This is a genomic window from Halopiger xanaduensis SH-6 (assembly GCF_000217715.1).
Lineage (GTDB): Archaea > Halobacteriota > Halobacteria > Halobacteriales > Natrialbaceae > Halopiger > Halopiger xanaduensis.
Genome location: NC_015666.1, coordinates 3,436,979 through 3,463,145, shown reverse-complemented (window position 1 = coordinate 3,463,145; position 26,167 = coordinate 3,436,979). Strand labels below are relative to the sequence as shown.

Annotated in this window: 26 protein-coding genes; 15 read left to right on the top strand and 11 right to left on the bottom strand. The window is 68.1% G+C overall.

Annotation, left to right across the window (positions count from 1 at the left end; all coding sequences use genetic code 11):
* Positions 1-18: 18 nt before the first annotated feature.
* Both polX and HALXA_RS16815 read right to left on the bottom strand, forming a co-directional pair.
* A complete protein-coding gene (gene polX / locus HALXA_RS16820) occupies positions 19-1,770 on the bottom strand; it encodes a DNA polymerase/3'-5' exonuclease PolX (RefSeq protein WP_013881600.1) in 1,752 nt (583 codons plus the stop codon).
* 4 nt (positions 1,771-1,774) lie between these two features.
* Positions 1,775-2,215 (bottom strand): DUF5788 family protein, encoded by a 441-nt coding sequence (locus tag HALXA_RS16815; protein WP_013881599.1) that lies wholly within the window; start codon positions 2,213-2,215, stop codon positions 1,775-1,777.
* 147 nt (positions 2,216-2,362) lie between these two features.
* Here HALXA_RS16815 and HALXA_RS16810 point away from each other — a divergent pair, with 147 nt between their 5' ends.
* From HALXA_RS16810 to HALXA_RS16795, 4 genes are all read left to right on the top strand, one after another.
* Positions 2,363-3,307: a rhomboid family intramembrane serine protease gene (locus HALXA_RS16810; RefSeq protein ID WP_013881598.1), complete on the top strand. Its 945-nt coding sequence runs from the start codon at positions 2,363-2,365 to the stop codon at positions 3,305-3,307.
* A gap of 90 nt (positions 3,308-3,397) precedes the next feature.
* Entirely contained in the window at positions 3,398-4,303 is a 906-nt protein-coding gene (locus tag HALXA_RS16805; protein WP_013881597.1) for an endonuclease V, read from the top strand.
* A gap of 81 nt (positions 4,304-4,384) precedes the next feature.
* Positions 4,385-5,764, top strand: coding sequence for an MATE family efflux transporter (locus tag HALXA_RS16800; RefSeq protein WP_013881596.1), 1,380 nt, complete (start codon positions 4,385-4,387; stop codon positions 5,762-5,764).
* A 122-nt stretch (positions 5,765-5,886) separates the two neighbouring features.
* Positions 5,887-6,852 (top strand): SDR family oxidoreductase, encoded by a 966-nt coding sequence (locus HALXA_RS16795; protein WP_013881595.1) that lies wholly within the window; start codon positions 5,887-5,889, stop codon positions 6,850-6,852.
* 187 nt (positions 6,853-7,039) lie between these two features.
* On the opposite strand, the gene HALXA_RS16790 is transcribed toward HALXA_RS16795, so the two are convergent.
* The 3 genes from HALXA_RS16790 to HALXA_RS16780 all read right to left on the bottom strand — a co-directional run bounded on the left by HALXA_RS16790 (position 7,040) and on the right by HALXA_RS16780 (position 11,065).
* Positions 7,040-7,285 carry a MarR family transcriptional regulator gene (locus HALXA_RS16790; protein WP_013881594.1) on the bottom strand — a complete coding sequence of 82 codons (246 nt, stop codon included), beginning with the start codon at positions 7,283-7,285 and terminating at the stop codon, positions 7,040-7,042.
* Between the two features lie 193 nt (positions 7,286-7,478).
* The gene (locus HALXA_RS16785) at positions 7,479-9,374 is read right to left on the bottom strand and encodes an SLC13 family permease (protein ID WP_013881593.1); all 1,896 of its coding nucleotides are present in this window, start codon (positions 9,372-9,374) and stop codon (positions 7,479-7,481) included.
* Between the two features lie 101 nt (positions 9,375-9,475).
* Entirely contained in the window at positions 9,476-11,065 is a 1,590-nt protein-coding gene (locus tag HALXA_RS16780) for an MATE family efflux transporter (protein WP_013881592.1), read from the bottom strand.
* 276 nt (positions 11,066-11,341) lie between these two features.
* Here HALXA_RS16780 and HALXA_RS16775 point away from each other — a divergent pair, with 276 nt between their 5' ends.
* From HALXA_RS16775 to HALXA_RS16765, 3 genes are all read left to right on the top strand, one after another.
* A complete protein-coding gene (locus HALXA_RS16775; protein WP_013881591.1) occupies positions 11,342-11,740 on the top strand; it encodes a tautomerase family protein in 399 nt (132 codons plus the stop codon).
* A gap of 69 nt (positions 11,741-11,809) precedes the next feature.
* A complete protein-coding gene (locus tag HALXA_RS16770) occupies positions 11,810-13,024 on the top strand; it encodes an MFS transporter (protein ID WP_013881590.1) in 1,215 nt (404 codons plus the stop codon).
* A 52-nt stretch (positions 13,025-13,076) separates the two neighbouring features.
* Complete coding sequence (locus tag HALXA_RS16765; RefSeq protein WP_013881589.1) at positions 13,077-13,538, top strand: universal stress protein; 462 nt, start codon at positions 13,077-13,079, stop codon at positions 13,536-13,538.
* A gap of 33 nt (positions 13,539-13,571) precedes the next feature.
* Here the strand turns inward: HALXA_RS16765 and HALXA_RS16760 are convergent, their stop codons facing one another.
* From HALXA_RS16760 to HALXA_RS16750, 3 genes are all read right to left on the bottom strand, one after another.
* Positions 13,572-14,825, bottom strand: a complete 1,254-nt coding sequence (locus HALXA_RS16760; RefSeq protein WP_013881588.1) for an ArsA family ATPase — start codon at positions 14,823-14,825, stop codon at positions 13,572-13,574.
* A gap of 76 nt (positions 14,826-14,901) precedes the next feature.
* A complete protein-coding gene (locus HALXA_RS16755; RefSeq protein ID WP_013881587.1) occupies positions 14,902-16,002 on the bottom strand; it encodes a pyridoxal phosphate-dependent aminotransferase in 1,101 nt (366 codons plus the stop codon).
* A gap of 60 nt (positions 16,003-16,062) precedes the next feature.
* Entirely contained in the window at positions 16,063-16,803 is a 741-nt protein-coding gene (locus HALXA_RS16750) for a sensor domain-containing protein (RefSeq protein WP_013881586.1), read from the bottom strand.
* Between the two features lie 134 nt (positions 16,804-16,937).
* Between HALXA_RS16750 and HALXA_RS16745 the strand changes: the two genes are divergently transcribed.
* From HALXA_RS16745 to HALXA_RS16735, 3 genes are all read left to right on the top strand, one after another.
* The gene (locus HALXA_RS16745) at positions 16,938-17,474 is read left to right on the top strand and encodes a CinA family protein (protein ID WP_013881585.1); all 537 of its coding nucleotides are present in this window, start codon (positions 16,938-16,940) and stop codon (positions 17,472-17,474) included.
* Between the two features lie 320 nt (positions 17,475-17,794).
* On the top strand, positions 17,795-18,877 hold the full coding sequence (locus tag HALXA_RS16740) for an outer membrane protein assembly factor BamB family protein (protein ID WP_013881584.1): 1,083 nt from the start codon (positions 17,795-17,797) through the stop codon (positions 18,875-18,877).
* A 170-nt stretch (positions 18,878-19,047) separates the two neighbouring features.
* Positions 19,048-19,530: a metal-dependent hydrolase gene (locus HALXA_RS16735; protein ID WP_013881583.1), complete on the top strand. Its 483-nt coding sequence runs from the start codon at positions 19,048-19,050 to the stop codon at positions 19,528-19,530.
* Positions 19,531-19,599: 69 nt separating this feature from the next.
* Here the strand turns inward: HALXA_RS16735 and HALXA_RS16730 are convergent, their stop codons facing one another.
* A complete protein-coding gene (locus HALXA_RS16730) occupies positions 19,600-20,643 on the bottom strand; it encodes a DUF7139 domain-containing protein (protein ID WP_013881582.1) in 1,044 nt (347 codons plus the stop codon).
* Between the two features lie 150 nt (positions 20,644-20,793).
* Here HALXA_RS16730 and HALXA_RS16725 point away from each other — a divergent pair, with 150 nt between their 5' ends.
* The 3 genes from HALXA_RS16725 to HALXA_RS16715 all read left to right on the top strand — a co-directional run bounded on the left by HALXA_RS16725 (position 20,794) and on the right by HALXA_RS16715 (position 22,323).
* Positions 20,794-21,078 (top strand): DUF5789 family protein, encoded by a 285-nt coding sequence (locus HALXA_RS16725; protein ID WP_013881581.1) that lies wholly within the window; start codon positions 20,794-20,796, stop codon positions 21,076-21,078.
* Between the two features lie 3 nt (positions 21,079-21,081).
* On the top strand, positions 21,082-21,774 hold the full coding sequence (locus HALXA_RS16720) for a CPBP family glutamic-type intramembrane protease (protein WP_013881580.1): 693 nt from the start codon (positions 21,082-21,084) through the stop codon (positions 21,772-21,774).
* 78 nt (positions 21,775-21,852) lie between these two features.
* Positions 21,853-22,323: a DUF302 domain-containing protein gene (locus HALXA_RS16715; protein WP_013881579.1), complete on the top strand. Its 471-nt coding sequence runs from the start codon at positions 21,853-21,855 to the stop codon at positions 22,321-22,323.
* Positions 22,324-22,437: 114 nt separating this feature from the next.
* Here the strand turns inward: HALXA_RS16715 and arcD are convergent, their stop codons facing one another.
* On the bottom strand, positions 22,438-23,874 hold the full coding sequence (gene arcD / locus HALXA_RS16710; RefSeq protein ID WP_013881578.1) for an arginine/ornithine antiporter ArcD: 1,437 nt from the start codon (positions 23,872-23,874) through the stop codon (positions 22,438-22,440).
* 172 nt (positions 23,875-24,046) lie between these two features.
* Between arcD and HALXA_RS16705 the strand changes: the two genes are divergently transcribed.
* Both HALXA_RS16705 and HALXA_RS16700 read left to right on the top strand, forming a co-directional pair.
* Entirely contained in the window at positions 24,047-24,268 is a 222-nt protein-coding gene (locus tag HALXA_RS16705; RefSeq protein ID WP_013881577.1) for a hypothetical protein, read from the top strand.
* Positions 24,269-24,381: 113 nt separating this feature from the next.
* Entirely contained in the window at positions 24,382-24,576 is a 195-nt protein-coding gene (locus tag HALXA_RS16700; RefSeq protein ID WP_013881576.1) for a cold-shock protein, read from the top strand.
* A 106-nt stretch (positions 24,577-24,682) separates the two neighbouring features.
* Here HALXA_RS16700 and nreA read toward each other — a convergent pair whose 3' ends face one another.
* On the bottom strand, positions 24,683-25,984 hold the full coding sequence (nreA, locus tag HALXA_RS16695) for a DNA repair protein NreA (RefSeq protein ID WP_013881575.1): 1,302 nt from the start codon (positions 25,982-25,984) through the stop codon (positions 24,683-24,685).
* Positions 25,985-26,167 lie beyond the last annotated feature (183 nt).

The window sequence follows — 26,167 nt, the reverse complement described above, 5'->3', positions numbered from 1 at the left end:
CGAGGGAAACCGAAGCGGTCAGTGGAGGAACTCCCGAATCTTCTCGAGTTCCCAGGTGTTGATCACGTCGTCGGCCTCGGCCCAGCCGCGCCGGGCCGTGTGGACGCCCCAGCGCATGTACTCGAGCGTCGAGGGCTGGTGCGCGTCGGTGTTGATCGCGATCGGCGCGCCCGCCTCGACGGCGGCCTGGACGGCGCTGCCCCACAGGTCCAGCCGTCGCGGGTTGGAGTTGACCTCGAGGGCGGTGTCGTGCTCGGCGGCGGCCCGGCCCAGCGCGGTCGCGTCGAAGTCCAGTCCGGAGCGCTCGTTGAGCAGGCGGCCGCTCGGGTGGCCCAGCACGTCGATCGCGGGGTTCTCGATCGCACGGACGAGGCGATCCGTGGCGGTTTCGGCGTCCTGATCGAGCGCGCTGTGGGTCGAGGCGACGATCACGTCCAGCGCGTCGATCACCTCGTCGGAGAGGTCGATCTCGCCTTCGGCGTCGACGTTCGCCTCGATGCCCGCGAAGACTGCGATGTCGCTGGCCGCGTCGACCTCGCGGATCTGTTCGACCTGCTCCAGGATTTCGGTGTCCGAGAGGCCCATTCCGCCGACGATGCCGGGGCCTTCGGCGTGGTCCGCGACGGCGTAGTAGTCGTAGCCCATCGCCGCGGCGCCGTCGACCATCTCCTCGATGGTGTTGTTGCCGTCGGACCACTCGGTGTGGCTGTGGAGGTCGCCGCGGACGTCCTCGCGGGTCAGGAGGTCCGGAAGCTCGCCGTTCGCGGCAGCCTCGATCTCGCCGCGATCCGTCCGGAGCTCCGGCGGGATCCACTCGAGGCCGAGCGCCTCGTACATTCCCGCTTCGGTCTCGCCGGCGACGCGCTCGCCGACTCGCTGGCCCGCCACCTCATCCTCGACGTTCGAGACGTCGAAGGCGCCGTACTCGTTCAGCTTCATCCCGCGGTCGATCGCGTAGTTGCGCAGGCTGACGTTGTGGTCCTTGCTGCCGGTGAAGTACTGGAGCGCGGAGCCGAACTCCTCGGGGACGACCACGCGCAGATCGACCCGAATTTCGCCGACCCTGACGCTCGCTTTTTCGGGGCCGGACTCGATCTCGTCGTCGACCGAGTCCCACCCGCGGAAGGCGTCGATCACCGCCTCGCCGTCCTCGGTCGCGACCAGCACGTCCACGTCGCCGATCGTCTCCTGCCAGCGCCGGATCGAGCCCGCGACCTCGCAGCGCTCGACCGCCTCGACCGATTCGAGGAATGCGAGGACGTCGTCAGCGAGGGGGCGCGCCTCGCCCAGCAGCTGGCGCTGGCCGACTTCGCGGGCGAACTCGAGGTTCTCGAGGATGTTCTGCTCGGTTTTGGGGCCGAAGCCCTTGACCTCCTGCACCTCGCCGGCTTCGGCGGCCTCCTCGAGATCGTCCAAAGTCTCGATCCCGAGTTCGCGGTAGAGCTTGCCCGCCGTCTTCGGGCCGACGCCTTCGATGCGCGTGATGTCGGCGATGTCGATCGGCAGCTCCGCGCGCAACTCCTCGAGTTCCTCGATTTCGCCGGTCTCGACGTACTCGACGATCTTGTCCGCGATCGCCTCGCCGACGCCGTCGATGTCCTCGATGGCCTCCCGATCCCCGTCGTCGACGTAGTCGGCGATCGGCCGCGGGTGGCCGCGAACGTGCTCGGCCGCGCGGCGGTACGCGCGGGGCTTGTACTCGACGTCGTCGGCCTCGAGCAGGTCGGCGAACTCCTCGAACCGGCCGGCGATTTCGGCGTTGGTCGCCATGGAATCAGAGCCCCCTCCGCGCGTTGTTGGCGTCTTCCTGGCCTAACGCCTTCTTCAGGAACGACATCCAGCGCTTCGTGTCGGCGGCCTGCTGGGCCTGCTGCTCGCGCTCGATGTCAGTCGGGCCGAGGTTCTCTAGGGCGTTCAGCGCCCGGTCGATGCCGATGATGCTCCGGGCGAGTTCCTCGCCCCGCTCGCGGGAGATGTCGCCCTCCTCGATCCGCTCGAGGCGCTCGTTGCGCTCGCGGCGCAGGTTCCGTTTGGCCTGCTCGACGCGGTCACGCTCGCCGGGCGGGACCGTCTCGCGGCGCTTGATCTCGAAGACGAAGGTCCGGAGGTCGATCTCCTCCCCCTGGACCTCGATGGTGTCCGGGATGTCCGCGCCGACGGTCGCGCCCTCGCGCTCGACGCGCTCGAGCAGTTGCTTGCGCTCGTACTCTTGCACGTCCGTTCGTTGGGGGCAGACCGGCAAAAATGTGGTCACGGTTCGCGCTTGCGGGTGGCGTCCAGCGAAGCTTCCGGTGAGTACGCGACTCCGGCGTGCGACGCGGAACCCCAAATCCCTTAGCAACGCCGCACTTACCCCTCACCAATGGCCAAATGCGACGTGTGTGGGAAGGACGAAAACATGCCGTACAACTGTCGGCACTGCGGCGGCACGTTCTGTGCCGACCACCGGCTTCCCGAGAACCACGACTGCACGGGGTTGCAGGACTGGAACGACCCCAGCGGCGTCTTCGACAGCGGCTTCGACGACAGCGTCGACGGCGGCTCCGGGAGCGCGTCAGCGTCCTCGAGAGTGCTCGATAAGCTGCCGATCGACACCGGCCCCGGCGGTCCGCTGGCGTACTTCCGCGGGAACATGACGTACACGTTCCTCGCGCTGATGTGGCTCACGTTCGGGCTCCAGATTCTCATCGGCTCGATCAACCCCGAGTTGATGCAGAGCCTGTTCATACTCCGTCCGTACTATCCCGAGTACGTTTGGACGTGGTTCACGTCGATCTTCGCCCACGGCGGCCTCTACCACATCGTCGGGAACAGCATCGTGATATTCTTCTTCGGCCCGCTCGTCGAGCGCTACGTCGGGTCGCGAGACTACGCGATCCTGTTCCTCGTCAGCGGCGCGCTCGCGGGACTGGGACAGATCGCCATCCAGATCATTCAGGCCGGCGGCGCGTCGCCGTTCATGGGCGGCGTCCTCGGCGCGAGCGGCGCCGCACTCGCGATCCTGGGCGTGCTGACCGTCTTGAACCCGGGCCTTAAGGTGTACCTCTACTTCATCCTCCCTGTTCCGATCTGGCTGCTCGCGGCCGGATACGCGGTCTTCAGCGTATTCTTCCTCGGAACTGGCGGCGGTGGCAACATCGCACACGGGGCGCACCTGATCGGCCTCCTGCTCGGCCTCGGATACGGCGAGTACGTCAAGCGGACCCAGAACGTCCGTGCGCCGAACCAGTTCCAACTCGGCGGCGGACCCGGCGGCCCGGGCGGTCCGGGTGGCCCCGGCGGACCCGGCGGTCGACGCCGGTTCTGAAGGCTCGTCCCGGCCAGCGTTCGGGCAACCGACCTCGCTACGTCGCAACCCCGTAACTGATTTTCGCGCGCTGCCAACCGTGGCCTATCGATGAGCGTATCCCGACCCGATCTCGTTCCCGACGCCGGACTCTCGCGCGAGGAGATGGAAGCCCTCCAGCGCGAGATCGCCGCCGCAGCCGTCTTCGAGGACGATTTCGCGTTCGACCCTCGCGCAGTGGCCGCGTCGCCCGCCGAACCCGAGGACGGCGCACAGACGACTCTCGCGGATTCGACGGCCGCGACCGGCGACGCGGCCTCGAGCGACTCGAGCGGCTCGAGCGGCGACGCAGATCCTCACTCCGCCCTCGAGAACGGAACCGAAGCGAAGCCGCCGATCGTCGCCGGCGTCGACCAATCGTTCCTGACGAACGACGACGGCGATCAAGACCGCGCGCTGTCCGCCGTCGTCGCCACGCAGGCCGGCGACGTGATCGAGCGCGCCTCCGCCGTGACCGACCTCGAGATCCCCTACATCCCCGGGTTGCTCTCCTTCCGCGAGGGGAAGCCGATCCTCGCGGCGCTCGAGGAACTCTCGGTCGAGCCGGACCTCCTCTTATTCGACGGCAGCGGCCGCATCCACTTCCGCCAGGCCGGCATCGCGACGCACATGGGCGTCGTGCTGGATGTCCCCAGCGTCGGCGTCGCGAAGAGTCTGCTCTGCGGGACGCCGACCGAGGAGACCGACAACTTGTCGGAGGGGACGCGCGTCCCGATCGAATCGAACTCGCGGGTCGACGCACCGGACGGGACGCTGCTGGGCTACGCCGTCCAGACGCGCCAGTACGACTCGCCGAACCGCTACATCAACCCGCTGTACGTCAGTCCCGGACACCGCGTCGGGCCCGAGACGGCCGCCGACATCGCCCTCGATTGCGCCACCTCGTACAAACTGCCCGAGCCCGTTCGACTGGCGGACAACTACGCTGGCGAGGCGAAGCGGGAACTGCAGGACTAACGGAACGGCAGTCCCGAATCGATGCAGTAGCGCCGGCCGGTATCGACACGCTGATACGATGCATTCCCGTTCTGCTCGCGTATGCGGCTTGCCGACCGGGTCGATCGACGACGGGTCCTCGCGCTCTGGCGGCGCACGATAGCGCTGTCGTGGCCGATCGCGCTCCAGCAGACGTTCAACACGCTGATGCGGACCGTCGACGTCGTCGTCACCGGACTCTTCTCGCCGGCGGCCGTCGCCGCGATCGGTCTCGCGGACCTGTACGCGCAACTGCCCCTACGGATCGGCCTCGGCCTCGGCACCGGCGCGATCGCCCTCTCGAGTCAGGACACCGGCCGCGGCGCGACGGCGACCCGCGATCGGGCCATCACGCAGGCGTTTTGCATCGGCTTCGCGCTGGGGCTGCCGCTGATCGCGGTCGGACTCGCGGTTTCGGAGCCGCTGATCGCCGTGTTGGGCGCCGAACCCGCGGTCGTCGAGATGGGCGGGCGCTACCTCGCGCTGGTCTTCGCCGCGGCGCCGATGCGGATCGTCGGCCTCGTGGGCGCGCGGTCGTTACAGGGGACCGGCGACACGCGGACCCCGATGGCCGTCAACGTCGTCGCGAACGCGGTCAACATCTTCGCGACCGTCGGGCTCGGTCTCGGAATCGCCGGCCTGCCGCGCCTCGAGATCGTCGGCGTCGGGCTCGCGACGGCGATCAGCCGGACGCTCGAGGCCGTCCTGATGACGGCGGCGATCGCGAGCGCGCGAACTGACCTCGGCTTCGCCCGGCCGCGATCGCTGACGATCACCCGGCAACTCGTCGCGGTGAGCCTCCCGAACTTTGCCGAGGGGATGAGCACCTCGGTCGCGAACTTCCCGTTCAACGCGCTGTTGTTGACCTTCGGCACCGAGGTAACGGCGGCGTACCACATCGGACGCCGGATCTACCAGCAACTGACCGGGCCGCTGTACCGCTCGTTCAGCGTCGCCGCGAGCATCATCGTCGGCCAGACGCTCGGCGAGGGGGACGCCGCGGACGCGCGCTTCGCGGGCCTGGCGATGACCGCGCTCAGCCTCATTACGCTCGGGGTCGCCGGCGCCGTGCTGGTCGCCGGCGCGACGCCGATCGCACGCGTCTTTACGAACGACGCCGCGACGCTCGAGTACGCGGCCGCGTTCACCCGCGTCTTCGGCGTCTCGATGGTCTTCTTCGGGATCTTCTTCCCGGTTTCGGGGAGTCTCAAGGGCGCGGGCGACACGCGGACGCCGTTCTACGCCCGGTTTACGGGGACGTTCGCGTTCATGCTCGGCCTGTCGTACCTCGCCGGGGTGACGCTCGGATTCGGCCTGCCGGGCGTCTACGCGGGGATCGTCTGTAGCTACGCCTGGTGGTCTCTCGTCGTCGCGATCGGCTTCCAGTGGGGCGACTGGGCCGACAGGGCGGCCGATATGATGGCCGAGCGGGCGGGCGCGTGACGCGTCGGCGAGCGGCTCAGGACTCCCTCGTGCCGGCGGACGGGACCGGTCCCGCCGCCGAACAGTTCGGCCAGCGAGACAAACCGTCGCTACTTAGGTGTCGTCGCACGAACGTCTCCCACATGGCCACCGCTGAGGAAGTCGAAGACGGCGATTCAGACGGCGCCGTCGAGGCGGACCGCGATACTGGGACCGGGACTGCGAGCGCAACCGACCGCGAGCGCGCCGACCACGCCGACCGCGGGGACGACCGCTACACCCGCAAGAAGAGCGTCCTCATCACCGGCTGCTCCTCCGGCATCGGCCGCGCGACCGCGCGGGCGTTCCTCGAGGACGACTGGCAGGTGATCGCGACGGCCCGCAACGCAGAGGACATCACAGACCTCGAGGAGGCGGGCTGTACGACCCTCGAACTCGACGTCACCGACCCCGACCAGGTCGCGCGGGCCGTCGAGCGGACCGTCGACATCGCCGGCGCGATCGACTGTCTGGTCAACAACGCCGGCTACGCGCAGATGGGGCCGCTCGAGGACGTCTCGACGGCCGACCTGCACCGTCAGTTCGACGTCAACGTCTACGGCCCCCACCGGCTCGTCCGCGCCGCGCTCCCGCACATGCGCGCCCAGGGCACCGGCCGGATCATCAACGTCTCGAGCGTCGTCGGCCGCGTCGCGTTCCCCGGCTCCGGCGTCTACTCGGGCTCGAAGCACGCCCTCGAGGCGATGAGCGACTCGCTGCGCGCCGAGGTCGAGGAGTTCGGGATCGACGTCGTCGTGATCGAACCCGGCCCGGTCGAGACGAACTTCACCGACCGCGTCGACGAGGAACTGCCCGCCGACGAGCGCACGCCGGCCTACGAGACGCTGTACGATCTCTACGACGAGATGCAGCTGATCGGCGGCGGCAGCGGCGGCCCCTTCGCCTCCCAGCCCGAAGACGTCGCCCGGGCGATTCTCGAGGCCGGGACGACCCCCGAGCCGCCGGCGCGCTACCCGGTCGGGCCGCTCGCGCAGTACGGCGTCTACGCGCAGTACCTGCCGGATTGGCTCCGCGACGCGGGGTACGGACTGCTCCGGAAGCTGGTCTGACTCGCGAGCGCGTAACCGCAGAACGAAGTTACTACCGGCGGCTGGCTCGACCGCACTGACGGTTCAACGTCTGTTTTCGCGCCGACTCGAGCGCAGTCGACGGCAGCCGACCGTATTTTCGAGCGAGAGTAGCGACTACGACCGTAGACGACGCATCCGCGACGCGCTCCGACGCGCCCGCGAAGAATCAGTCCGCAGCCATCGATTCCGCTCGTCGCTTGCCCTCCTCCGCGAGGGTGTACGTGCCCGCGACACCGCGCCGGACGTACCCCTCTCGCTGGAGGTGCCGACACTGCCGCTCGATCGTCATCGGATGCGTCTCCAGCGCCGCGGCGAGCTCCGCGGCGGTCGCTTGATTCGTCCGGTCGAGGACCTCGAGGATCGAACGGTCCCACCCCTGTGCGGTTTGGTCGCTGTAATCGCGGTACGACATTACGCCTCACGCTACGTTTCGACAAGACGCCTATCAAGGACTCCACTCATTCCCGGATTCCGAGAACGGTCGTACAGGCCCTTTTGAAGGCTGCGAGTCCGGAAGTTCGAACGACCATAACGATCGATCGCTCAAATATCCCGGCGGAACAGCGATTCGGTTCCGAGCGACTTCCGGCCGCCTACTCGACCGCTCACCCGGACCACGCCTCGACGAACTCAGTCGGGAGCGTTCCGAGGTCGATCCCCCAGGCCAGCGGCAGCCAGCCCAGCGCGACCAGCGTGATGAGGACGATGCCGATGACGTTGAGGCCGACGCCCACGCGGGCCATCTGGGGCAGCGTGATGTAGCCGCTGCCGAAGACGATGGCGTTCGGCGGCGTCGCGACCGGCAGCATGAACGCAAAGGAGGCCGCCGTCGCGCCCGCGATCATCAGCCCGAACGGGTGGACGCCGATGCCGACCGCGACGCCGGCGAGGATCGGCATCAACATGGCCGTCGTCGCCGTGTTCGAGGTGACCTCGGTGAGGAAGATCGTCATCGTCACGACCGCCAGCAGGATGACGACCATCGAAACGCCCTCGAGCAGTTGCAGTTGCTCGCCGATCCAGGCCGCCAGTCCGGTCTCGCCGAAAGCGTTGGCGATCGCGAGCCCGCCGCCGAACAGGAGGATCACGCCCCACGGGATGTCGACGGCGCTGCTCCAGTCGAGCAGGAAGGTCCGCTCGCCGTCGGCGGTCGTCGGCAGCGTAAAGAGCACCAGCGCGCCGCCGATAGCGACGATCGTGTCGGCGTCCTCGGGCGGCGTCGCGCCGAGCAGCGGTTCGATCAGACTGGCGCCGATCCAGGACGCGGCCATGCCGACGAAGACGACGGCGACCAGCTTCTCCTGTTTGTTCATCGATCCGAGGCGCTCGAGTTCGCGGTCGATCGTGTCCGCGCCTGCGGGGAGTTCGCTAAACTGGGGCGAGACCGCGCGGGTGACGTAGACGTAGACGGCCACGAGGCCGACGATCGAGATGGGAACGCCGTAGAGCATCCACTCGGCGAAGCTGACCGACTGGCCGAACAGCTCCGACGCCTGGCCCGCGAAGAGGACGTTCGGCGGGGTGCCGATCAGCGTCGAGACGCCGCCGACGGAGGCGCCGTAAGCGATACACAGCATCAGCGCGACGCCGAAGGAGAAGTTCCCCTCGCTCGTGTCGACCTCGAGGTCGGCCTCCTCGACCAGGTCAGCGGTCTGGTAGATGACCGCCAGCGCGATTGGAACCATCATCATCACCGTCGCGCTGTTGGAGACCCACATCGAGAGGAACGCCGTCGAGAGCATGAATCCGAGGATGAGCCGGGAGGGCTCGGTACCGACGGCTTTGATCGTCCGGAGCGCGATCCGCCGGTGGAGCCCCCACCGCTGCATCGCCATCGCGAGGAAGAAGCCGCCCATGAAGAGGAATATCAGCGGGTGGGCGTACGACGGCGTCGTGTCGGCCGCCGGGAGCGCGCCGGTCAGCGGGAACATGACGATCGGCAGCAGCGACGTCGCGGGGATCGGAATCGCCTCGGACATCCACCAGACGGCGACCCAGGCGGTGACGGCCGCGACCGCCTTGCCCCCGGCCGACAACCCCTCGGGCGTCGGCGAGAGGAAGATCAGCGCGAACAGCACCGGCCCGAGGACGAAGCCGATCTGCTGGCGGCGCCCGTACGAGCCGCCGACGTCGAACGGCGAGCCGCCCCCGTTCCCACCCCCACCTCCGTCGCCGCCGTTGCCACCGCCGGACGCCGCGTCGACGTCCCGTTCAGCACCGGCGCGAGCGTCGGTTCGTCCGGCGTCACCGGCGGTCGACCCCGGCTGCTCGTCGGGGCGCGAGCCGCGACCGCCGTCGGCAGCGGCGCCGAGGAGGGCGGCTCGAGCCGCCTGTACTTCGTCCCCGTCTCCGTCCTCCGACGACCGTACGGCCCGCATATCGCCGGCGATCGCCGGCGCGTCGAGAGCGAGGTACGCTTTCGTCCGCGCGTTGAGCCGCCACAGGGCCGTCCAGCACCGCCGGGCGATGGACTGCCACCGGTTCCGGGTAGGCGACGTCATCCGTACGGGGCTTCCAGAGGGGGCTATTAAACAGCAATTGATGGAAATTGAAACGTACGGCCGTAAGCGCGGCGTACGGCGTCCGGTGACGGACCGGCGGATCAGTCGGCCGAACTGCTCGCGACGGCGTCGACGCCCTCGTCGTCGATGTACTTCTCCTTCCAGGTGCCCCGGGTGAACCACGCGACGCCGACGAGCGCCCCGAGGACGTTCCCGACGGCCATCCCGATCCAGACGCCGGTCGCGCCCCAGTCGAAGATGAACACGAGTGCGAAGACGGAGCCGACGCGACCGACCCACAGCGTGATGATCGAGATTACCATCGCGGTCTTCGTGTTTCCGGCCCCGCGGAACGCGCCGAGCATCACCTGCGAGACGCCGATGAAGGCGAACTCCACGGATCGAATACGGACGTACTCGACGCCGTAGGCGATCGTCTCCGCCGCGCCGTCGACGTTGCCGAGGAAGACGCTCACGATCGGCTCGGTGAACGCGACCGCGACGACGGCGACCAGCAGCATGATCCCGGAGCCGGTCGCCGCGGCGAGCCAGGTCGAGCGGGCGGCCCGATCGGCTCGATCGGCACCGAGGTTCTGGCCGACCATCGTGTCGATCGCCCGACCCAGCCCCATCGCGGGCAGGAAGACGATCGAGATCAGCCGGTTCCCGAGCCCGTAGGCCGAGACGACCGGCGGCGAGAAGGTGACGACCATCGCCGTCAGCGAGATCATCGCCAGCGCGCTCGTGCTCTGCTCGACCATGCTCGGCGTCCCGAGGCGGACGATGTCCTCGATCAGGTCGAAGTCCGGCCGCAGGTGCTCGAGGCTCGCGGTCGGCCCGAGATCGGTTCCGAAGAGCAGCCCGAGTCCGATCGCGGTCCCGACGCCCCGCGCGAGGATCGTCGCGAGCGCGGCCCCCTCGATGCCGAGCCCGGTGAAGCCGGTCGTCGCGTAGAGGCTTTGCTCGAGGCCGCCCATTCCGACCCAGCCGAACAGCGGATTCTCCTGGAAGCCGAAGATGAAGAACGGGTCGAGGACGACGTTGATGAACACGGAGACGACCATGACGAGCATCGGCGTCCGCGTGTCGCCGTAGCCGCGCATCAGCGCGGAGAAGACGAAGAAGCCGAACATCAGCGGCAGTCCGAGGAAGACGATCTCCATGTAGTCCGCCGCCAGCGGGATGACGGCCGCGGACGTCTCCTGATCGCTCGGCAGGATCTCGAGCGCCGGGCGGGTGTAGAAGTAGCCGACGATGCCGAGAACGATCGAGAGGAGGCCGACGAAGGAGACGGTCTGGCCGGTCACGACGCCCGCCGAGCGGTCGCCCGATGCGCCGGTGTACTGGGCGACGAGGATCGCCCCCGCGGTCGTAAAGCCGCCGGCGATGGAGATCAGCAGGAAGATCAGCGGAAAGGCGAGGCTGATCGCGCCGACGGCGTCCGTGGAGAGCCGACCGAGGTAGAGCGTGTCGACGACGTTGTAGGTGACCTGCAACAGCTGGATGACGACGATCGGCCAGGCGAGGTGAAAGAGCGGCCGCACGAGGCTCCCCTCGGTGATCGAGCCGCTCACGTCGCCGAGGGTCGGCTCGAGGTCGGGGCCGCCGGATCCATCGGGGCCGCCGTCTCCCGCCGTCTCATCGTCGTTCTCGGACGGTTCCGGCTCGTCGGAGGGGGTCCCGGAACTCATCTGTCACCGAGAGAGGGGGGCCGGAGCCGGCGGCGGGCGGCATCGTCGCCGCCGGCTGCGGGGGCGAATCGCGTTCGGAACGGACGGCACTCGGCGCCGCTCGCACGGCCCGGCGAGACCGTGACTGCGCCGCTATCGTCGACTGGATTCGATTCGATACTCACTGACTGCCTAGTCAGTCACTGCGGCTAAAGATTTTTCGAAGCCGGAACACGTTCGGCAGACGAAATCAATCGCACCGGCAACGCAGAAGGAACCGGGCCACCAAGCCGGGGTATGCCGCTCCTCCAGTTCGACACGACGCTGTCGCTATCGGCCGACGAGAAGGAGGCTCTCGCCGACCGTGTGACCGCCATCTACACCGAGGAGATGGCGACGACCGCGGGCCACGTCGCCGTCACGATCCGAGAGCACGAGCCCGCAGCGTTGCACCTCGGGCGCGCCGTCGAGGGACCGCTCTGCTTTCTGGACGCCGAGATCCGGCAGGGGCGACCGTTCGAACGGAAACGCGCGTTCGCCCTCGAGACGATGGCGTACGTCGGCGAGCGGTTCGACGTTCCGGACGAGAACATGAAGGTCGTCTTCACGGAGCATCCCGGCGAGTCGATGATGGGCGTCGATCGGATCGGCGGCGAGTGGGACGGGGATGGCGACGAAGGCGAAGACGGCGAGTAGCCCGCCGCCGCGCCTGCGTCCGATTGCACCACGGTAAAGCGGCTCCTCGGAAAACGTCGCTTCGACTCGATGGCCCGGTCGCAGTCGCAGCCACGATCCCACTGGCGGACGGTCTCGCTCGTCACGCTCTGGCAGGTCGCCGCGAGCGTCTGTTACTACACCGTCTTCGCCGCAACCGCGCTCTTTCGCGAGGCGTTCGGCCTCTCGAGGCTCTCCGTCGGCTTCGTCGTAACGGCGCTGACGCTCGGCTACGCGACCTTCCTGCTGCCGGTCGGCGCGCTCGTCGACCGCTACGGCGAGCGCCGGACGCTCGTGATCGGCCTGCTGGGCCTCTCGAGCGGCGCCGTCCTGGTCGCCGGCGCGCCGTCCTACGCCCTCTTGCTCGCCGCCGCCTTCGTCCTCGGATCGCTGTACGCGACGGCGATTCCGGGGACGAACAAGGCGATCTACGACAACGTCGCGGCCGGCCGGCAGAACCTCGCGATGGGGATCAAGCAGGTCGGCGTCACCGCCGGCAGCGGGACCAGTTCGCTGCTCGTAACGGGGCTGGCTGGCGTCTTCTTCTGGCAGGCCGGCTTCCTGGTCGCCGCCGCCGTCGGACTGGTCGTCGTCGCGGTCTTCGCCGTCCTGTACCCGGGATCGGACGACAACGGACGGGCGGAGTACCCCGACTTCCGTGCGCTGTCCCACAATCGCCCGTACCGAGTTCTCGTCGCGGCCGGCTTCTTCCTCGGCGCCGCGCTGTTCACGACGACCGGCTACACCGTGTTGTTCGTCGCGGAGGAGATCGGCACCTCGGTCGCGTTCGGCGGCGTCGTCCTCGCGCTGGTCCAGCTGACCGGCAGCGGGGGTCGAATCGTGACGGGTTGGCTGAGCGACGCGCTCCCCGGCGAACCCCGGGTCCGGATCGGGGCGATCCTGATCGTGCAGGCGCTCGGCAGCGCCGCGCTGTTCGTCGCCGTCGCCGCCACTGCGACCCCGCTGTCGGCGACCGTCGCCTTCGCGGCGCTGGGCTTTTTCGTCCTCGGAAACACCGGCGTCTACTACTCCTGCATGGCGACGCTGGTCGGCGCCGACGAGATGGGCGGCGCGACCGCCGGCGGCCAACTGGCGCTCGTGGCCGGGTCGATCCTCGCCCCGCCCGCCTTCGGCTACCTCGCCGATACCGTCGGCTACCGGGCCTCGTGGTGGCTGCTGGCCGCCGGCTGCCTCGTCGCCGCCGGCCTGCTGGCGTACGCGATCCGCCTCGAGCCGCCGATCGACGAGCCGGCGATGGTCGAATAGCTGCTGTCGACCCCCGCGAACGACTTTACGTCGCGACGTCGAACGTCCGGCCATGTACCGCGTACTGCTTCCCGTCGAGGACGACCCGGCTCGAGCGCGCCGACAGGTCGAATCGGTCCTCGCGCTCCCGCGGGCGGCGTCGGAGGTCTTCGTCGACGTGCTCCACGTCCACGACGAGGCGGCGACCGCCGACGCCGAGTGGGCGGCCGGCGGCTTCGCGGAGTCCTACGAGGAGGAGATGGAGGAACTGCGAGACCTCCAGCGCATTCCGGAGTCCGTCGAAACGGCGATCGATCTCCTCGCGGACGGCGGCGTCGAGTACGCCGTCCACGAGGCGACGGGCGATCCGGCCGAGACGATCCTCGAGCGCGCCGCAGAGTACGACAGCGACGCGATCGTCGTCGGCGTCCGGAAGCGGTCGCCGGTCGGCAAGGTGCTGTTCGGTAGCGTCGTCCAGGCGGTCATCCTCGAGAGCGATCGGCCGGTGACGGTCGTGCCGGCGACGACGGAGTAACGCAAACGGGCGGACAGAAAGCGAAAACGAGACCTACCGCAGACAGGCCGCGACGACCTCGAGCATCCCCTCGCCGCGGACCTCGTCGGCGAACAGCGGAACGCGGCGGACGTCGGTGCCGCGGAACAGGTCCTGGGCCTCCGCGAGCGCGCCCTGCTGGACGTCCCAGCGGCGCTGACAGAACTCGCAGTCCTCGAGGTTCGGCTGGAGGAACTCGCCCGCGCCCTGCACGTCGTCGGTCACGTCCGAGAGCGGTTCCATGACGCGGTTGACGACGATCGTCCCGACGGGGATGTCGAACTCCCGCAGTTGCTGGCGCAGGCGCTTGGACTCGAAGACGCTCATCTCCTCGGGGATCATGACGATCCGGAAGTCGGTCCGCGCGGGATCCTGCAGGACCGCCCGGAGCCGCTCGATTCGGTCGCGGAGTTCGTCCAGATCGTCGAGGTCGCTCTCGTCCTCGGGCGGGTCCTGCCCGCCGAACATGCCCTTCATCCCTTCGAACATGCCGCTGAGCCGCTGGCGGAGCTTGATGATCCGGCCCATCATGGTGTCCATCAGTTCGGGCAGTTTCAGCAGGCGGAGCGTGTGGCCCGTCGGCGCGGTGTCGACGACCACGCGCTCGAACCGGGGGTCGTCCATGTACTCGAGCAGGAGCTGCATGGCGGCGGCCTCGTCGGCGCCGGGCATCGCGCCGCCGAACAGCGCCTCCATCGGAGATTCGCCGCCGAGCATCTCGCCGAGACCGCCCAGGTCGCCGAGGGGGCCGCCGGCTCCGGCCCCCGGTCCCATCCCGGAGCCAGCCCCGGCATCGGGATCGGCGTCCATTCCCATCGAATCCGCGCTCGCGGCATCCCCGTCGTCCGGGCCGCCGGCGCCGCCGAACATCGCCGTCTTCCCCTGCTCCATCGCGGCTTCGGGATCGATCTCGGCCGCGTAGAGGGGGATGTCGTCGCGGATTCGGCCGGGCTCTGCCGGAACCGCGGTCTCGAAGGTGTCCGACAGCGAGTGGGCGGGGTCCGTCGAGACGACGAGCGTGCTGGTGCCGCCGCGGGCGCTGTCGAGCGCGGTCGCGGCCGCCATCGTCGTCTTCCCAACGCCGCCCTTCCCGCCGTACAGGATGTAGTCGGGCCCCTCGATGGGCTCGTCGGACGGTTCGACGTCGACGGTCTCGCGTCCCTCGTCCTCGACCGAGTCCGTCGGCGTGACCTCGATCGTGTTATCGTCGTCCGTGGCCGTGTCGTGCTCCTCGCTCTCGTCGACCGGCTCGACGTCGATTCCGCTCATACCGCTCCGTTCCAGCGCCCGGCACGAGTATTCGTCGGTCTCGAGCGGTCGTCGCGCTTCGCCACAATTCGGGCGATCACGAGAAGTACGTCGCCAGCCGCTCCGCCGCCTCCTCGACGCGGGGCGTCACCAGCGCGAACCGCAGCCAGTCCGACCGCGACTCGCCGAAGGCGTCGCCGGGCATCCCCGCCACGCCGGCCTCGTCGATCAGCCGGAAGACGTTCTCGAGCGTGCCGGGGTAGTCCTCGAAGCGCGCCAGCACGTAGAACGATCCCTCAGGTGTCGTGTACTCGGCACCGGCGGCGTCCAGCGCGTCGGTGAAGGTTGCTACGCGCTCGCGCAGGAGTTCGCGGTTCGCCTCGTAGTACGCGGGGTCGGTTTCCCGGAGAGCCTGCAGGACCGCATACTGGGCGGGACGGCTGCCGGCCACGTTAACCAGCATGTGGCGGCTCCTGGCCGCCTCGACGAGGTCCCGCGGGAAGATCGCGTAGCCGACGCGGAAGCCGGTGATCGCCAGCGACTTCGAGAAGGCGTTGGTGACGATTCGGTGGTCCGACTCGACCTCGAGGGCGCTCGCGAACCGCCCCGAGAGATCGTAGTGGTCGTACACCTCGTCGCTGACGAGGATCGCATCGTACTCCTCGGCGATCGCGACGAGTTCTTCGATCGTTTCTTCGGGGTAGACCGCGCCGGTCGGGTTGTTCGGCGAGTTGACCACGATCGCACCCGTCCGCTCGCTCGCGGCCGCGCGCACGTCGGCCGGATCGAGTTGGCCGTCCTCGTCGGCCGCGACGAACCGCTGGGTGCCGCCGAGCATCGTCGTCTTGCCGGGGTAGTAGGGATAGACCGGATCGGTCAGCAGCACCTCGTCGCCGCGGTCGCGCTCGAGCGCGCGGGCCATCGCGAGGTAGTTGGCCTCGCCGGCGCCGTTTGTGACGACGACCTGCTCGACGTCGACGCCGCGGCGGGCAGCGATCTCCTCCCGTAGCTCGCGCAGGCCGTCGCTGGGCGGGTACTGGAAGGCCGCGGACTCGAGGTCGGCGTACTCGTGCAGCCCCTCGCGCAGCGCCGCGGGCGGGTCCCAGTCGGGGTTCCCGCTGACCATGTCGATGACGTCCCGATCCGCACTCGAGGCGTACTGCATGACGCGAAAGAACAGCGGCGTCTCGTACTCCATACCGGGCGTATAGCGACCGGGGAAGGAGGGTTTTTCTTTCGGCGGCTGGGCGGTCGTCGGTCACCGGTCGGCCGATCGAACCTCGGTCGAGTCCAGGTCCGAGTCCGCACCCGGGTCCGGAACCGAATCGGCGTCCCCGTCTGGGTCCGCACCGTCGAGCAGCGCGACCGCACTCCGCCGCGCGGCGTACGCGAACCCGTTCGAGACGTGCAGGGCGGCGACGCCGAGAACGGCACCGACCGAAACCGCGAGGGCGAGTTCCGCGGGCGTGTTGATCAGCCACGTAACCGGCTGGTCGTTGACCGTCCCGAACTCCACCTCGTGGGGATACCGAAGCGGCGCGGTGAGCAACGAGAGCAGGGTCCCGAACAGGAGCACCAGCACGACCCCGACGATCCCGAGCCAGCTTTTCACCATCAGAAAGGCGAGCCCGCGCCACGTCGAGGGCGCGTCGAGATACCGCCTGAGACTGGCGACGAGTCCGTCGTCGGGTCCCGGGCGGACGTCGTCGGGCGACCGCAGTTCAACCTCCAGCAACGCGTTCGCGAGCGACCGCTCGAGGGCCGCGAAGAGCCGCGTTCCGAGGACGGTGCCGATCAGAATCGGGATCCCGACGCCGACGAGCACGAGCGCGGTTCCGAACCCGAGCCCGAGCAGCAACGCCGTGTAGTACGCCATCCCGAGCGGAATCGCAAGCAGCAGGTAACACAGGTTCTTGTACGTCCGCCTGGCGACGACGACGCGGACGAGGTCCCCGATGGAGGCCCCGTCAGCGCGTCTCGTCCGCTCTGATTCGGCCATCGTACTTACTACGTGTCACATCGATACCAAATCGGTTTCGTCACGTTACGGAACGAGAAACGGCGGCCGGACGCACGCTCCCGTCTCGAGTCGGAACCCGCCCATTCACAACGGTACCGGTCCTACGCCCGCGTATGGCCGGCATCGACATCGACCTCGAGCGCTCGCGAGCGGTCGGGGAGGCGCTTCGCGAAACCGACGCCACGCTCGCGGTCGCCGAATCTTGCACCGGCGGACTGATCGGCGCGACGGTTACGGCGATCCCGGGCGCGAGCGACTACTTCGACTCCGGCGCGACGACCTACGCCTACGACGCCAAGCGCCGCGAACTCGGCGTCAGCCGGGAGGCGCTGGACGAACGCGGCGCAGTCTCGGCGCCGGTAGCCCGCGAGATGGCCCGCGGAATCCGCGACACCGCGGACGCGACCTGGGGCGTCTCCGCGACCGGCGTCGCGGGCCCCTCCGGCGGCACCGAGGAGACGCCGGTCGGGACGGTCTACATCGGGGTCGCCTACGCCGGCCCGTGGGGCAGCGAGTCGTCGTACGCCACCGCGACCCGCTACGAGTTCGACGGCGACCGCGCGGCCGTGCGAGCACGGACCGTCGAACGGGCGCTCGAGGATCTGCTCGAGGAGATCGAATCCGAGTCTCGGTCGTCAAGCGACGGCTAGCAGCTGACGGCCGTGCAGTTTCTTCGTTCAGTCCTGCGACCGAATTCTTGGTTTCTCCAGACTTGGCACAACCGACAGACAAGATATAGAAGGGGCCTTGCGATCCCTTTTCACCACATGTTTCACAAAATACATAGTTTAATATTTATTAATTCATTAACATGGGCGGTCCCCGAGGGAGTGAGACAGCAGAGAATACGGCCGTCGTCGACCGGAGAACTGTACTGACTGCGACCGCCGCTGGTGTCGGCCTCGGCGGCTGTCTCGGTCGCCGTGATCGGTCCCTCCCTTCGACCCCGTCGGGTTCGTGGCGACAGTACATGCGCGACGAGGGCAACACGGGAGCGACGGAGGCGACCGTCCCTCCGCGCGGGAACCTCGCTTGGACGTCGGACGCGTTCACGCGCTGGCCACCAGTTGTGGCCGACGGGACAGTCTACATCGGGAACGTCGACCAGAACCCTGGCCCGAAAATCGTCGCGCTCGACGCGACGGACGGATCCGAACGCTGGAGGGTCAGTATCGACGAGGCGAGCGACTACACCTCTGCCGTCGTCGGAACGTTACTGGTCGCTGCCTACGGAGACCAGGTAATCGCGCTCGACCGCGACTCAGGCACCCAGGAGTGGACCGCGACGCTATCCGGTACCGTCAACCTCAGTACGCTCACCGCCGTTCCCGAGGAGACGCTCGTGCTGGTACCTGAACGGTCTAGGCGAGACGCTGGCCTCACAGCGTTTGACACCACGTCGGGAGAACAGCGGTGGTCGGCGCCACTTGCGGATCGCGTGGTCGACGCCCCTGCGGTTCGGGGCGACGGCGTTTACGTTGCCACGGAGTCGGAACTGTGTCGCCTCGATATCGCTGACGGAAGTCGGGTGTGGACCCGAAAACTCGAGGACGTCGCGCTCGGACCGAGATCGGCTGCCGAAGGAATCGTCGTTGCTGCCGACGGCGAACTCGCCGTCCGCGACGTCGATACGGGGGAACGACTCCGCAGCCTCGACAATTACGACCGCGAGGCGTACGCCGTCGCGATCGCGGACGGAACCGCGTACTGGCTCACCTTCGAGACCCTCGCGGCGATCTCTCTCGAGGACGGCACTGTGGAGTGGCGTCTCGATGCTGAGGGATGCCAAGAGGGACTCTGTGTCGGACAGGACACGATCGTCGCTCCGGTCGAGTACGAGGAATTCGACCTGGAGACCACGTGGCCCACGATCGCTGCGTTCGACCGCGAGACCGGCGATGTACGCTGGTACTATCACATCGACGGATTCGATGTCTCGTTTACGACGCCCCCGGTGCTCGTCGAGGGGGCGGTCTACTTTGCCGCCAACACCATCGATGCTGTCGGTGCGCTCGGGGACGTCCCGCCAGCGGACGATTCAGGGCTGTTCTAAGTCGCCACGGGTTTCGGGCCGACGCCGAATAACGAACCCTCCATCAGCTACTGCGACGCGGGTGACGAACGGCGTAACCGGTCTTCGATCCGTCGCCCTCGAATACAGTACGTCGGTACTGAGACTCTCGAGGGTAAACTATTCCACCCTCGACTCTCGAGTACCGCGTGATGAACAAGAAGGGACACGTCCTCAACGCCGTGCTGTTGGGCATCGGACTGGGGTATCTGCTCGAGCCGGCGGGAGATCTGACGACCTTCCGAACGATCGTCGAAATCGGGGTGCCGGTCACGCTCGGGGCCATGGTGCCCGACATCGACACGGCCTTTGGAAAACACCGCAAGACGCTGCACAACCTGCCGCTGCTCGCCGGCTTCATCGCCTTCCCCGCACTCTTCGGGAACCTCGAGTACGTCTGGATCGGCATCCTCACGCACTACGTTCTCGACGTCGCGGGGAGTAAGCGCGGCATCGCGCTGTTCTACCCGGTCTGGAAGAAGGAGTTCGGCCTCCCGATCGGCGTCGCGGTCAGCAGCAAGCGCGCGGACCTGATGATGGTCGTCGTCACGGCCGGCGAACTGCTGCTCGCGGCCGCGATCGTCTACCGACTGCCCCCGCTGCTCGAGTCGGGGCGACAGCTGTTCGGGCTCTAAGTTGGGTTCGGGCTGATTTTCGGCGGCCGTAAAAAGCGGAGTCGCTCGAGGGAAGCGGCTGCGGTCGTCCTACTTTTCGCGTCGGTTCGGCGTCCACTCGTCGCAGGCGTCCATGTCGTCCATCGCCGCGTCGTGGCGGGCGCAGTAGGGAACCATCCCGTCGGCGGAACGGACGTACTCGAAGTGCCGGCAGTTGCCGCAGTACCGATCCGCGTGATCGTCGGAAGAGCTGTCCGTGGCGCCGGTAGATGCGTTCAGGCCCGTCCCCGCGGACTCGACGATCTCGGCGTCGAACTGCTCGGCGCTCGCCTCGGTCGCGGCGCCGCCGTCGAGCGGCGAGGAGATGTCCGAGGCCGCCGTCCCGCCGTCGCTCGTGGGCGTCGTGCCGGCGCCGGCCATCGGGGACCCTGCGCCGCCGGTCGACTGCCCCGCGCCGGAAGGTTCGTCGAACGAGAGCGTCGTTCCGTCGTCGTCGGCCTCGCCGCCTCCGTCGGCCGCGTTCGTCTGCGTCTCGACATCCCCGTCCGGCGTGCCGCCGAGGAAACCGATGCCGCCGAGGCCGCCCGACGATCCCTCGTCCTCGTTGACCTCGACGATCGTCTGGTTGCGCCGGGTGACGTTCATCTCGAGCATGCCGCCCGGATCGTTGCGCGTCTTGAAGTTGACGACGGCGGTGAACAGACACCAGACGGCGGTGAAGAGCCCGAGGAGGTAGATCGCCGAGACCTCGAGCGTGAGGGTGTTCTCGCCGTACCGCCAGTTTTCGGGGTAGGCGTGCCAGAACAGGACGACCCCGAGCAGACAGAGGCTGGCGCTGATCGCGGCGGCGGCCCGGACGCGACGGCCCGCCGGGAGGACGATGAAGACGCCGACGAGAGCGGCCGGGACGCCCATCCCCGCGAGGACGCCGGCGACGCGGACGACCGTGAACTGCTCGGCCATTCCCCAGTCGGCGAACCCGACGACGAAATCGGCGAAGAGGTCGGTCGTTGCCACGAGCACGGCCACGACGGCGAGAACGGCACCGCACAGGACGAGACCGGAGCCCGCGTACAGGCGCCGGCGGCTCACGCCCCGGCCGTTCCCGTCGTAGACCTCCGTCAGGCTTGTCATGCGCGGGCATTCGACCTCCCACCACAAAACCCTACGTCAGACACACCTCGGCGGTCGGAGAGGTCCCGCCTCACCTTACCGCCTCGTCGATGGGGCGGCTCCACCGCCGGAAGCGAAACCTTGAATCGACGCGCTCGCGAATCGCCGTCCATGAGCGACGACGAGGACGAGGAACCGGCCGTTTCGCTCGGTGAGCACACGCCCGTCGAGGGAGCCCCCCTCGCTCGGGTGACGTCCCGGCTGACCTGGCCCAAGGAAAAGAGCGAGGTCGACCGCCTCGAGGGCGACAGCGTGATCCGCACGCCCGACGGGCCCCGCGAACTCTCGGCGGTTCTCGAGGAAGTCGACGAAACGTACTTCCAGCGCCGCCAGGAGTTCGAGCGCCACGTCCGCGACGTGATCGGAACGGGACCGGTTCCGACCGCGGACGAGTAACCCGTGGCGGCGGAAGCGGGCCGCGGCGTCGGTTGGCTTCGCGAGCAGTTCGACCGCCTCTCGTGGGTCCAGAAGTCGCTACTGACGGGTGCAGTTCTGACGTTGCTGTGGATGCAGCTCGTCCCCGCCGAGCTGGGGCCGCGAACGATCGTCGACAGCGTCCTGCTGATCGGCGGCCCCCTCGCGCTGGGCCTGTCGCACGGGCGCCACGTCGGCTGGAACATCAACCGCGTCGCCGTTCGGAACGCCGGTCTCCTCGCGCTGTTCGTGCTGCCGTTCTATCTGGTGGGCTCGACGCTCCCGCCGATCCGCGCGTTCTACCCGATCTGGGAGACGTCGGCGGCGCCGGCCGAGTTCGTTCCCCACGCGATCAAGCTGTTCACGCTGGCGTTGGCCGCCGAGACCTACTACCGCGGGCTGCTCTGCGTCGGCGTCAAGGAACTGGGATTCAAGGCGGTGTTCATCAGCCCCGTTATCTACATGCTTCACCACGCCTCGAAGCCGCCGATCGAGTTCGTGCTCTCGGGACCGACGGACGTGCTCTTCGGCGCGATCGACTACAAGTCCGACTCGATCCTCCCCTCGGTGATCGCCCACGGGGCCGGCCTCGTCCTGCTGGACTGGCTGGTGCTCCACGAACCGCTGTTCGATCCGACGCCGTTCCTGCGGGCCCTCGAGTGGTTGCCGCTGTTCTGACCGGGCTCGAGGGAACGGGAATGGCGAACGGCGAGCGCGACGGGACCGATTAAGGCCCGCGGGCGCGAATGGACGCCCATGAGTCTCCCTATCGATCCCGCGACGATCGACCCCGACGAGTTCGGCGAGAAACAGGCCGTCCTCGAGATGGACCACGAGGAGGCGGTCGAGCACGTCCGCGAGGTCTGCGAGGACGTCGGCTTCGGCATCCCCGTCGAGTTCTCGCCCGCCGAACTTCTGAACGAGAAGGTCGACGCGGACCGCGACCCGTACTACGTGCTCGGCGCCTGCAACCCCGAGATCGCAGATCGGGCGCTCGACGAGACGCCCCGCATCGGCGGCCTCTTCCCCTGTAACATGATCGTCTGGCAGGAGGAGCCGGGTCGTCAGCGAGTCTACCACGTCTCGATCATGAAGATCGCCCGGCTGCTCGGGATGGCCCCCGACAACGACGAGTGGACCGACATCGTCGACACGACTGGCGATCTCACCGCCGAGGCGTTCGAGCAGTTCGACTCGGTCGAAGCCGAGACCGAAGACGCGGACTGACCGCCGACCGGCGCATACAGCGGCTCCTTTTCGCTCGCGCTCGCAGCTCGACTCGAGCCGAGTAGTTGACGAAATCGAAAAACGGCGCGTCAGTGGGGGAGACTCAGGCGATCGTTAGTCGGCGTGCTGTGCGCGTTCGGCCCGACTCGTCGTCGGGATACCGCGACCGGACAGCGCCATCGCGAACAGCACTAGCGGCGAGAGGAAGCCGAACAGATAGAACGGCGCGTACTCGAGCGTGGCGACGCCGGTCGCGCCGGCCATGTAGACGCCGCCGGCGTGCCACGGCAGGAGGGCGCCGGTCGGCGTCCCGGCGGCTTCGACGGCGCGGGACAGTTCCTCGCTGTCTAACCCGAACTCGTCGTAGAGGTTGCGCAGCGTTACGCCCGGCAGGACGATGCTCATGTACTGCTGGGCGGTCAGCGCGTTGACGACGATCGCGGAGACGCCGGTGCCGGCGATCAGGCTCCCCGAGCTACGGACGCCCTGCGAGAGCTGGTTCGCGAGCACTGCGAGGACGCCGATGCGCTCGAGCAGGCCGCCGAGCGACAGCGCCGCGACGACGACGGTAATCGTCCAGGCCGAGCCGGTGAGGCCGCCGGTGGCGAGCAGGTCGTTCACGAGATCCGAACCCGTCTCGGGTGCGGTGCCGCCCATGAAGACCTCCCAGGCGGGGACGAAGCCCGTTCCCTGGACGAGGATCGCGGTGATAATGCCCGCGAAGACGCCGGTGACGAGCGTCGGCAGCGCGGGGTAGCCCCGAAGCGCGAGGCCGAACGTGACCACGAGCGGAACGAACGCGAGCACGGACAGCGAGTACGCGCCCGCGAGCGCGGTCTGGATCTCCGCGACCTGACCGGCCGGCACGGCGCCGCTGAACTGGAGGCCGAGCGCGGCGAAGCCGAGCACCGAGAGGCCGAAGGCGATCGCCGTCCCGGTTCGCATGCGGTAGATGTGATCGTACAGCGGCGTGTTCGTCACGCCGGCCGCGAGGTTCGTCGTGTCCGACAGCGGCGACTGCTTGTCCCCCGCGTAGGCGCCCGAGATGACCGCGCCGACGGTCATCGGTCCGGGAACGCCGAGCCCCGCGCCGATGCCGACGAAGGCGACCCCGAGCGTCCCGACCGTCGTCCACGAGGAGCCGATCGAGAACGCGACGACGGCCGCTAGAATCGCCGCTACGGGCAGGAATACCCCCGGCGAGAGCAACTCGAGGCCGTAGTACATCATCGCCGGGATCGTGCCGGCGTCGACCCAGGTCGCGATCAGGGCGTAGATCGTGAAGATGATCAACAGCGCCTGCATCCCCATCAGCAGCCCGTTGATGATCCCGTCGGAGAGGTCGTCCCAGGTGTAGCCGAGGTAGCGGCCGAACGCACCCGTCACAACGATGCTCCACAGCAGCGGCACGTGGGGGTCGAGCCCGAGAACAGCGGAGCCGATCCCCAGGAAGAGGACGACCGCGAACACCGGAACGAGCGCCAGCCGGAACGAGGGGCGCCGATCCGGATCGAGGTCGTCGATCGTCGTCGGTGTAAAGTCGAGTGCCATCGGTCGCGGTATGCATTTGATGAATAAAAGCTCGACGATGTATTACCAGAGAGCATGCAGCCCGGTACCGAGAGCCACGGGGACACCGCTCAAATTCCCGGACGGCGACGGGTCAACGCGACAAGAGGTCGAAACCCCAGCGACTAAGCCGTCCGATCGCCTCTCTCCGGGCATGGCGCTCGACCCTGCCGTTGCCCTCGCTCCGGCACTCCTCGCGCCCGATCTCCTCGGCGTGATCGGCATACTCGTCCTGCTCGTCGGCGTCCCGCTCTTCGTCATCGCCGTCATCGCCGTCCTCACCGGCTACATCCAGCAGGACGCCGCGACGCATCTCGAGGAGCTGGAAGAAGCGGGCGAGCTGGAGGAGTTCGAACCCGAACCGGACGACGATTGACGGACCGGATCGCGCAGTCGGCCGCCGATCGACGCCGGACCACAGCGCTCGGCGGCCGTGATACCACGGCTCGCGGAATCCTTATCCCCGGCTCACCCCTCCCTTTGGTTGTAATGGCAACTGGGATTGTTGATTTCTTCAACGACACTGGCGGTTACGGTTTCATCGAGACGGACGACGCTGACGAGGACGTTTTCTTCCACATGGAGGACGTCGGCGGCGAGGACCTCACGGAAGGCACCGAGATCGAATTCGACATCGAGCAGGCCCCCAAGGGTCCGCGCGCGACCAACGTCACTCGCTTCTAACGCCGACGCAGTTCTCGTCGCCTGACGGGGACTGACGTCTCGTCTACCGTTTTTCAGCGTACTCAGCGTACGATCGTCCCCGAAGCGCTGCTGACGTTTGCGCTCGTCACTCGAGGCTCGAGAAGGCGCTGAGGTTCGCCTGCAGCCCGGCCGCGAGTTCCGACTTGCGGCGGAGCCGCTGGAGGGAGACCGGCAGCTGGGTAGCGATTTCGGCGACCGCGCCGTGGAACGTCTCGGCCTCGCCGTAGTTCCCGTCGAAGGCGTTGCGGACGCTCTCGCGGACCTGCCAGACGCCGACCGGCGCCCAGTAGTCGTCCGACACCTCCCGGAGCACCAGACACTTCGCTTGCCGGCCGATCGACTCGAGGTGCTCTAAGACGCCCAGCCGAGCGGCGTAGTAGGCGCCGGCGGTCTCCTCGACGTAGCTCGAGCGGCCTTCGTACCCCTCCGAAGCGCTGGCCATCCACGTGTTGCCCTCGGGATCGGGGTTCCAAATGCTGCCCGGCGCCTTCATCTCGACGAGTTCGAACTCCCAGTTGCCCGGCGCGAGGACGACCCAGTAGCGGTTGCCCATGTACTCGTTGGCCCAGACCTGCACCTCGTCGATGCTGGGTTCGTTGCGGATGCGTCCGCGCAGGAACTGGCCGACGGTGTCGTCGACGGCGGTGATCGACCACCGCGTCGGGACGAGGCGGCGCTGTTCGGCCTCGCCGAGCGCGCCCGCGGAAAGGATCGAGTTGATCTCGTAGACGTCGAACCCGCGCCGGTAGAGGTAGGTCATCGCGCCCTGTGCCTGCCAGTCGTCGTCCTCTAAGGTCTTCTTGACCGGCTTCGGCACGTAGGGATTTTCGCGCAATTCGGCGTTCCGTGCGTTCGCGCGCGGGCCGCGAGGTGTCGCCACGTCCGTTCCTGCGTCGAGACCCAAATCCGGCGTGTCGTCGAGCCCGATCTCGAGGTCGACCGGCCGGTCGGCGATGGCGACCTCGCGCTGGACGCCGACGAAGCCGTTCCAGGCGTCGTGGACGTTGGGCGTGAGCCGGCTCGCGATCGACGGCGAGTCGACGTTCGCGCGCTTGTTGGAGTTCAGGAGTCCGGTCCGGCGCTGGAGCACGTCGTTGATCGCGTACCCCTGCTGGTACCACTCACCGTCGGTAACGTACTCCTCGGCGTCGTCCTCGTCGCCGACGGGCGAGAGCAGGCCGACGGGGATATCCGGGTAGTTCGACCGCCCGACGAAGATCGAGGGAGACGTCGAGCCGACGAGCGTGTCGCCGCTGAGCGCGTCGTCGAACCGCCGCTCGAACTCCTCCAAGTGGTCGGTGATCTCGTAGGACTTCTCCTTGGCGAGGCGGCGACGCTCTGCCTCCTCGTCGGGCTCTAAGTCCTCGATGTACTCGTCGAGGCGCATTCACCGGCAGTAAGAGTGCGGTCGGTTTGAATGTTGCCGACCGCGGTGTCAGAGGCACGGCCCACCGGCGTTCGGGCAGTTCACCAGTATCGGGCCGCACACGTTCGTACCGTCCGATCGGTAAAGTACCCGTCAGCGCGTTTTCCGAGCCAGAAAATCCGCCCGCAACGGTGGTAATCCGTC

What these genes read in the sequence shown, in the direction of transcription:
- HALXA_RS16730 (WP_013881582.1), bottom strand. Translation starts at nt 20,643, where the DNA reads ATGACAAGCCTGACGGAGGTCTACGACGGGAACGGCCGGGGCGTGAGC.
- HALXA_RS16750 (WP_013881586.1), bottom strand. Translation starts at nt 16,803, where the DNA reads ATGGCCGAATCAGAGCGGACGAGACGCGCTGACGGGGCCTCCATCGGG.
- HALXA_RS16780 (WP_013881592.1), bottom strand. Translation starts at nt 11,065, where the DNA reads ATGAGTTCCGGGACCCCCTCCGACGAGCCGGAACCGTCCGAGAACGAC.
- HALXA_RS16735 (WP_013881583.1), top strand. Translation starts at nt 19,048, where the DNA reads ATGAACAAGAAGGGACACGTCCTCAACGCCGTGCTGTTGGGCATCGGA.
- HALXA_RS16740 (WP_013881584.1), top strand. Translation starts at nt 17,795, where the DNA reads ATGCGCGACGAGGGCAACACGGGAGCGACGGAGGCGACCGTCCCTCCG.
- HALXA_RS16775 (WP_013881591.1), top strand. Translation starts at nt 11,342, where the DNA reads ATGCCGCTCCTCCAGTTCGACACGACGCTGTCGCTATCGGCCGACGAG.
- HALXA_RS16770 (WP_013881590.1), top strand. Translation starts at nt 11,810, where the DNA reads ATGGCCCGGTCGCAGTCGCAGCCACGATCCCACTGGCGGACGGTCTCG.
- arcD (WP_013881578.1), bottom strand. Translation starts at nt 23,874, where the DNA reads ATGGCACTCGACTTTACACCGACGACGATCGACGACCTCGATCCGGAT.
- HALXA_RS16760 (WP_013881588.1), bottom strand. Translation starts at nt 14,825, where the DNA reads ATGAGCGGAATCGACGTCGAGCCGGTCGACGAGAGCGAGGAGCACGAC.
- HALXA_RS16725 (WP_013881581.1), top strand. Translation starts at nt 20,794, where the DNA reads ATGAGCGACGACGAGGACGAGGAACCGGCCGTTTCGCTCGGTGAGCAC.
- HALXA_RS16765 (WP_013881589.1), top strand. Translation starts at nt 13,077, where the DNA reads ATGTACCGCGTACTGCTTCCCGTCGAGGACGACCCGGCTCGAGCGCGC.
- HALXA_RS16810 (WP_013881598.1), top strand. Translation starts at nt 2,363, where the DNA reads ATGGCCAAATGCGACGTGTGTGGGAAGGACGAAAACATGCCGTACAAC.
- HALXA_RS16795 (WP_013881595.1), top strand. Translation starts at nt 5,887, where the DNA reads ATGGCCACCGCTGAGGAAGTCGAAGACGGCGATTCAGACGGCGCCGTC.
- HALXA_RS16805 (WP_013881597.1), top strand. Translation starts at nt 3,398, where the DNA reads ATGAGCGTATCCCGACCCGATCTCGTTCCCGACGCCGGACTCTCGCGC.
- HALXA_RS16755 (WP_013881587.1), bottom strand. Translation starts at nt 16,002, where the DNA reads ATGGAGTACGAGACGCCGCTGTTCTTTCGCGTCATGCAGTACGCCTCG.
- HALXA_RS16790 (WP_013881594.1), bottom strand. Translation starts at nt 7,285, where the DNA reads ATGTCGTACCGCGATTACAGCGACCAAACCGCACAGGGGTGGGACCGT.
- HALXA_RS16785 (WP_013881593.1), bottom strand. Translation starts at nt 9,374, where the DNA reads ATGACGTCGCCTACCCGGAACCGGTGGCAGTCCATCGCCCGGCGGTGC.
- polX (WP_013881600.1), bottom strand. Translation starts at nt 1,770, where the DNA reads ATGGCGACCAACGCCGAAATCGCCGGCCGGTTCGAGGAGTTCGCCGAC.
- HALXA_RS16700 (WP_013881576.1), top strand. Translation starts at nt 24,382, where the DNA reads ATGGCAACTGGGATTGTTGATTTCTTCAACGACACTGGCGGTTACGGT.
- HALXA_RS16800 (WP_013881596.1), top strand. Translation starts at nt 4,385, where the DNA reads ATGCGGCTTGCCGACCGGGTCGATCGACGACGGGTCCTCGCGCTCTGG.
- HALXA_RS16745 (WP_013881585.1), top strand. Translation starts at nt 16,938, where the DNA reads ATGGCCGGCATCGACATCGACCTCGAGCGCTCGCGAGCGGTCGGGGAG.
- HALXA_RS16705 (WP_013881577.1), top strand. Translation starts at nt 24,047, where the DNA reads ATGGCGCTCGACCCTGCCGTTGCCCTCGCTCCGGCACTCCTCGCGCCC.
- HALXA_RS16715 (WP_013881579.1), top strand. Translation starts at nt 21,853, where the DNA reads ATGAGTCTCCCTATCGATCCCGCGACGATCGACCCCGACGAGTTCGGC.
- nreA (WP_013881575.1), bottom strand. Translation starts at nt 25,984, where the DNA reads ATGCGCCTCGACGAGTACATCGAGGACTTAGAGCCCGACGAGGAGGCA.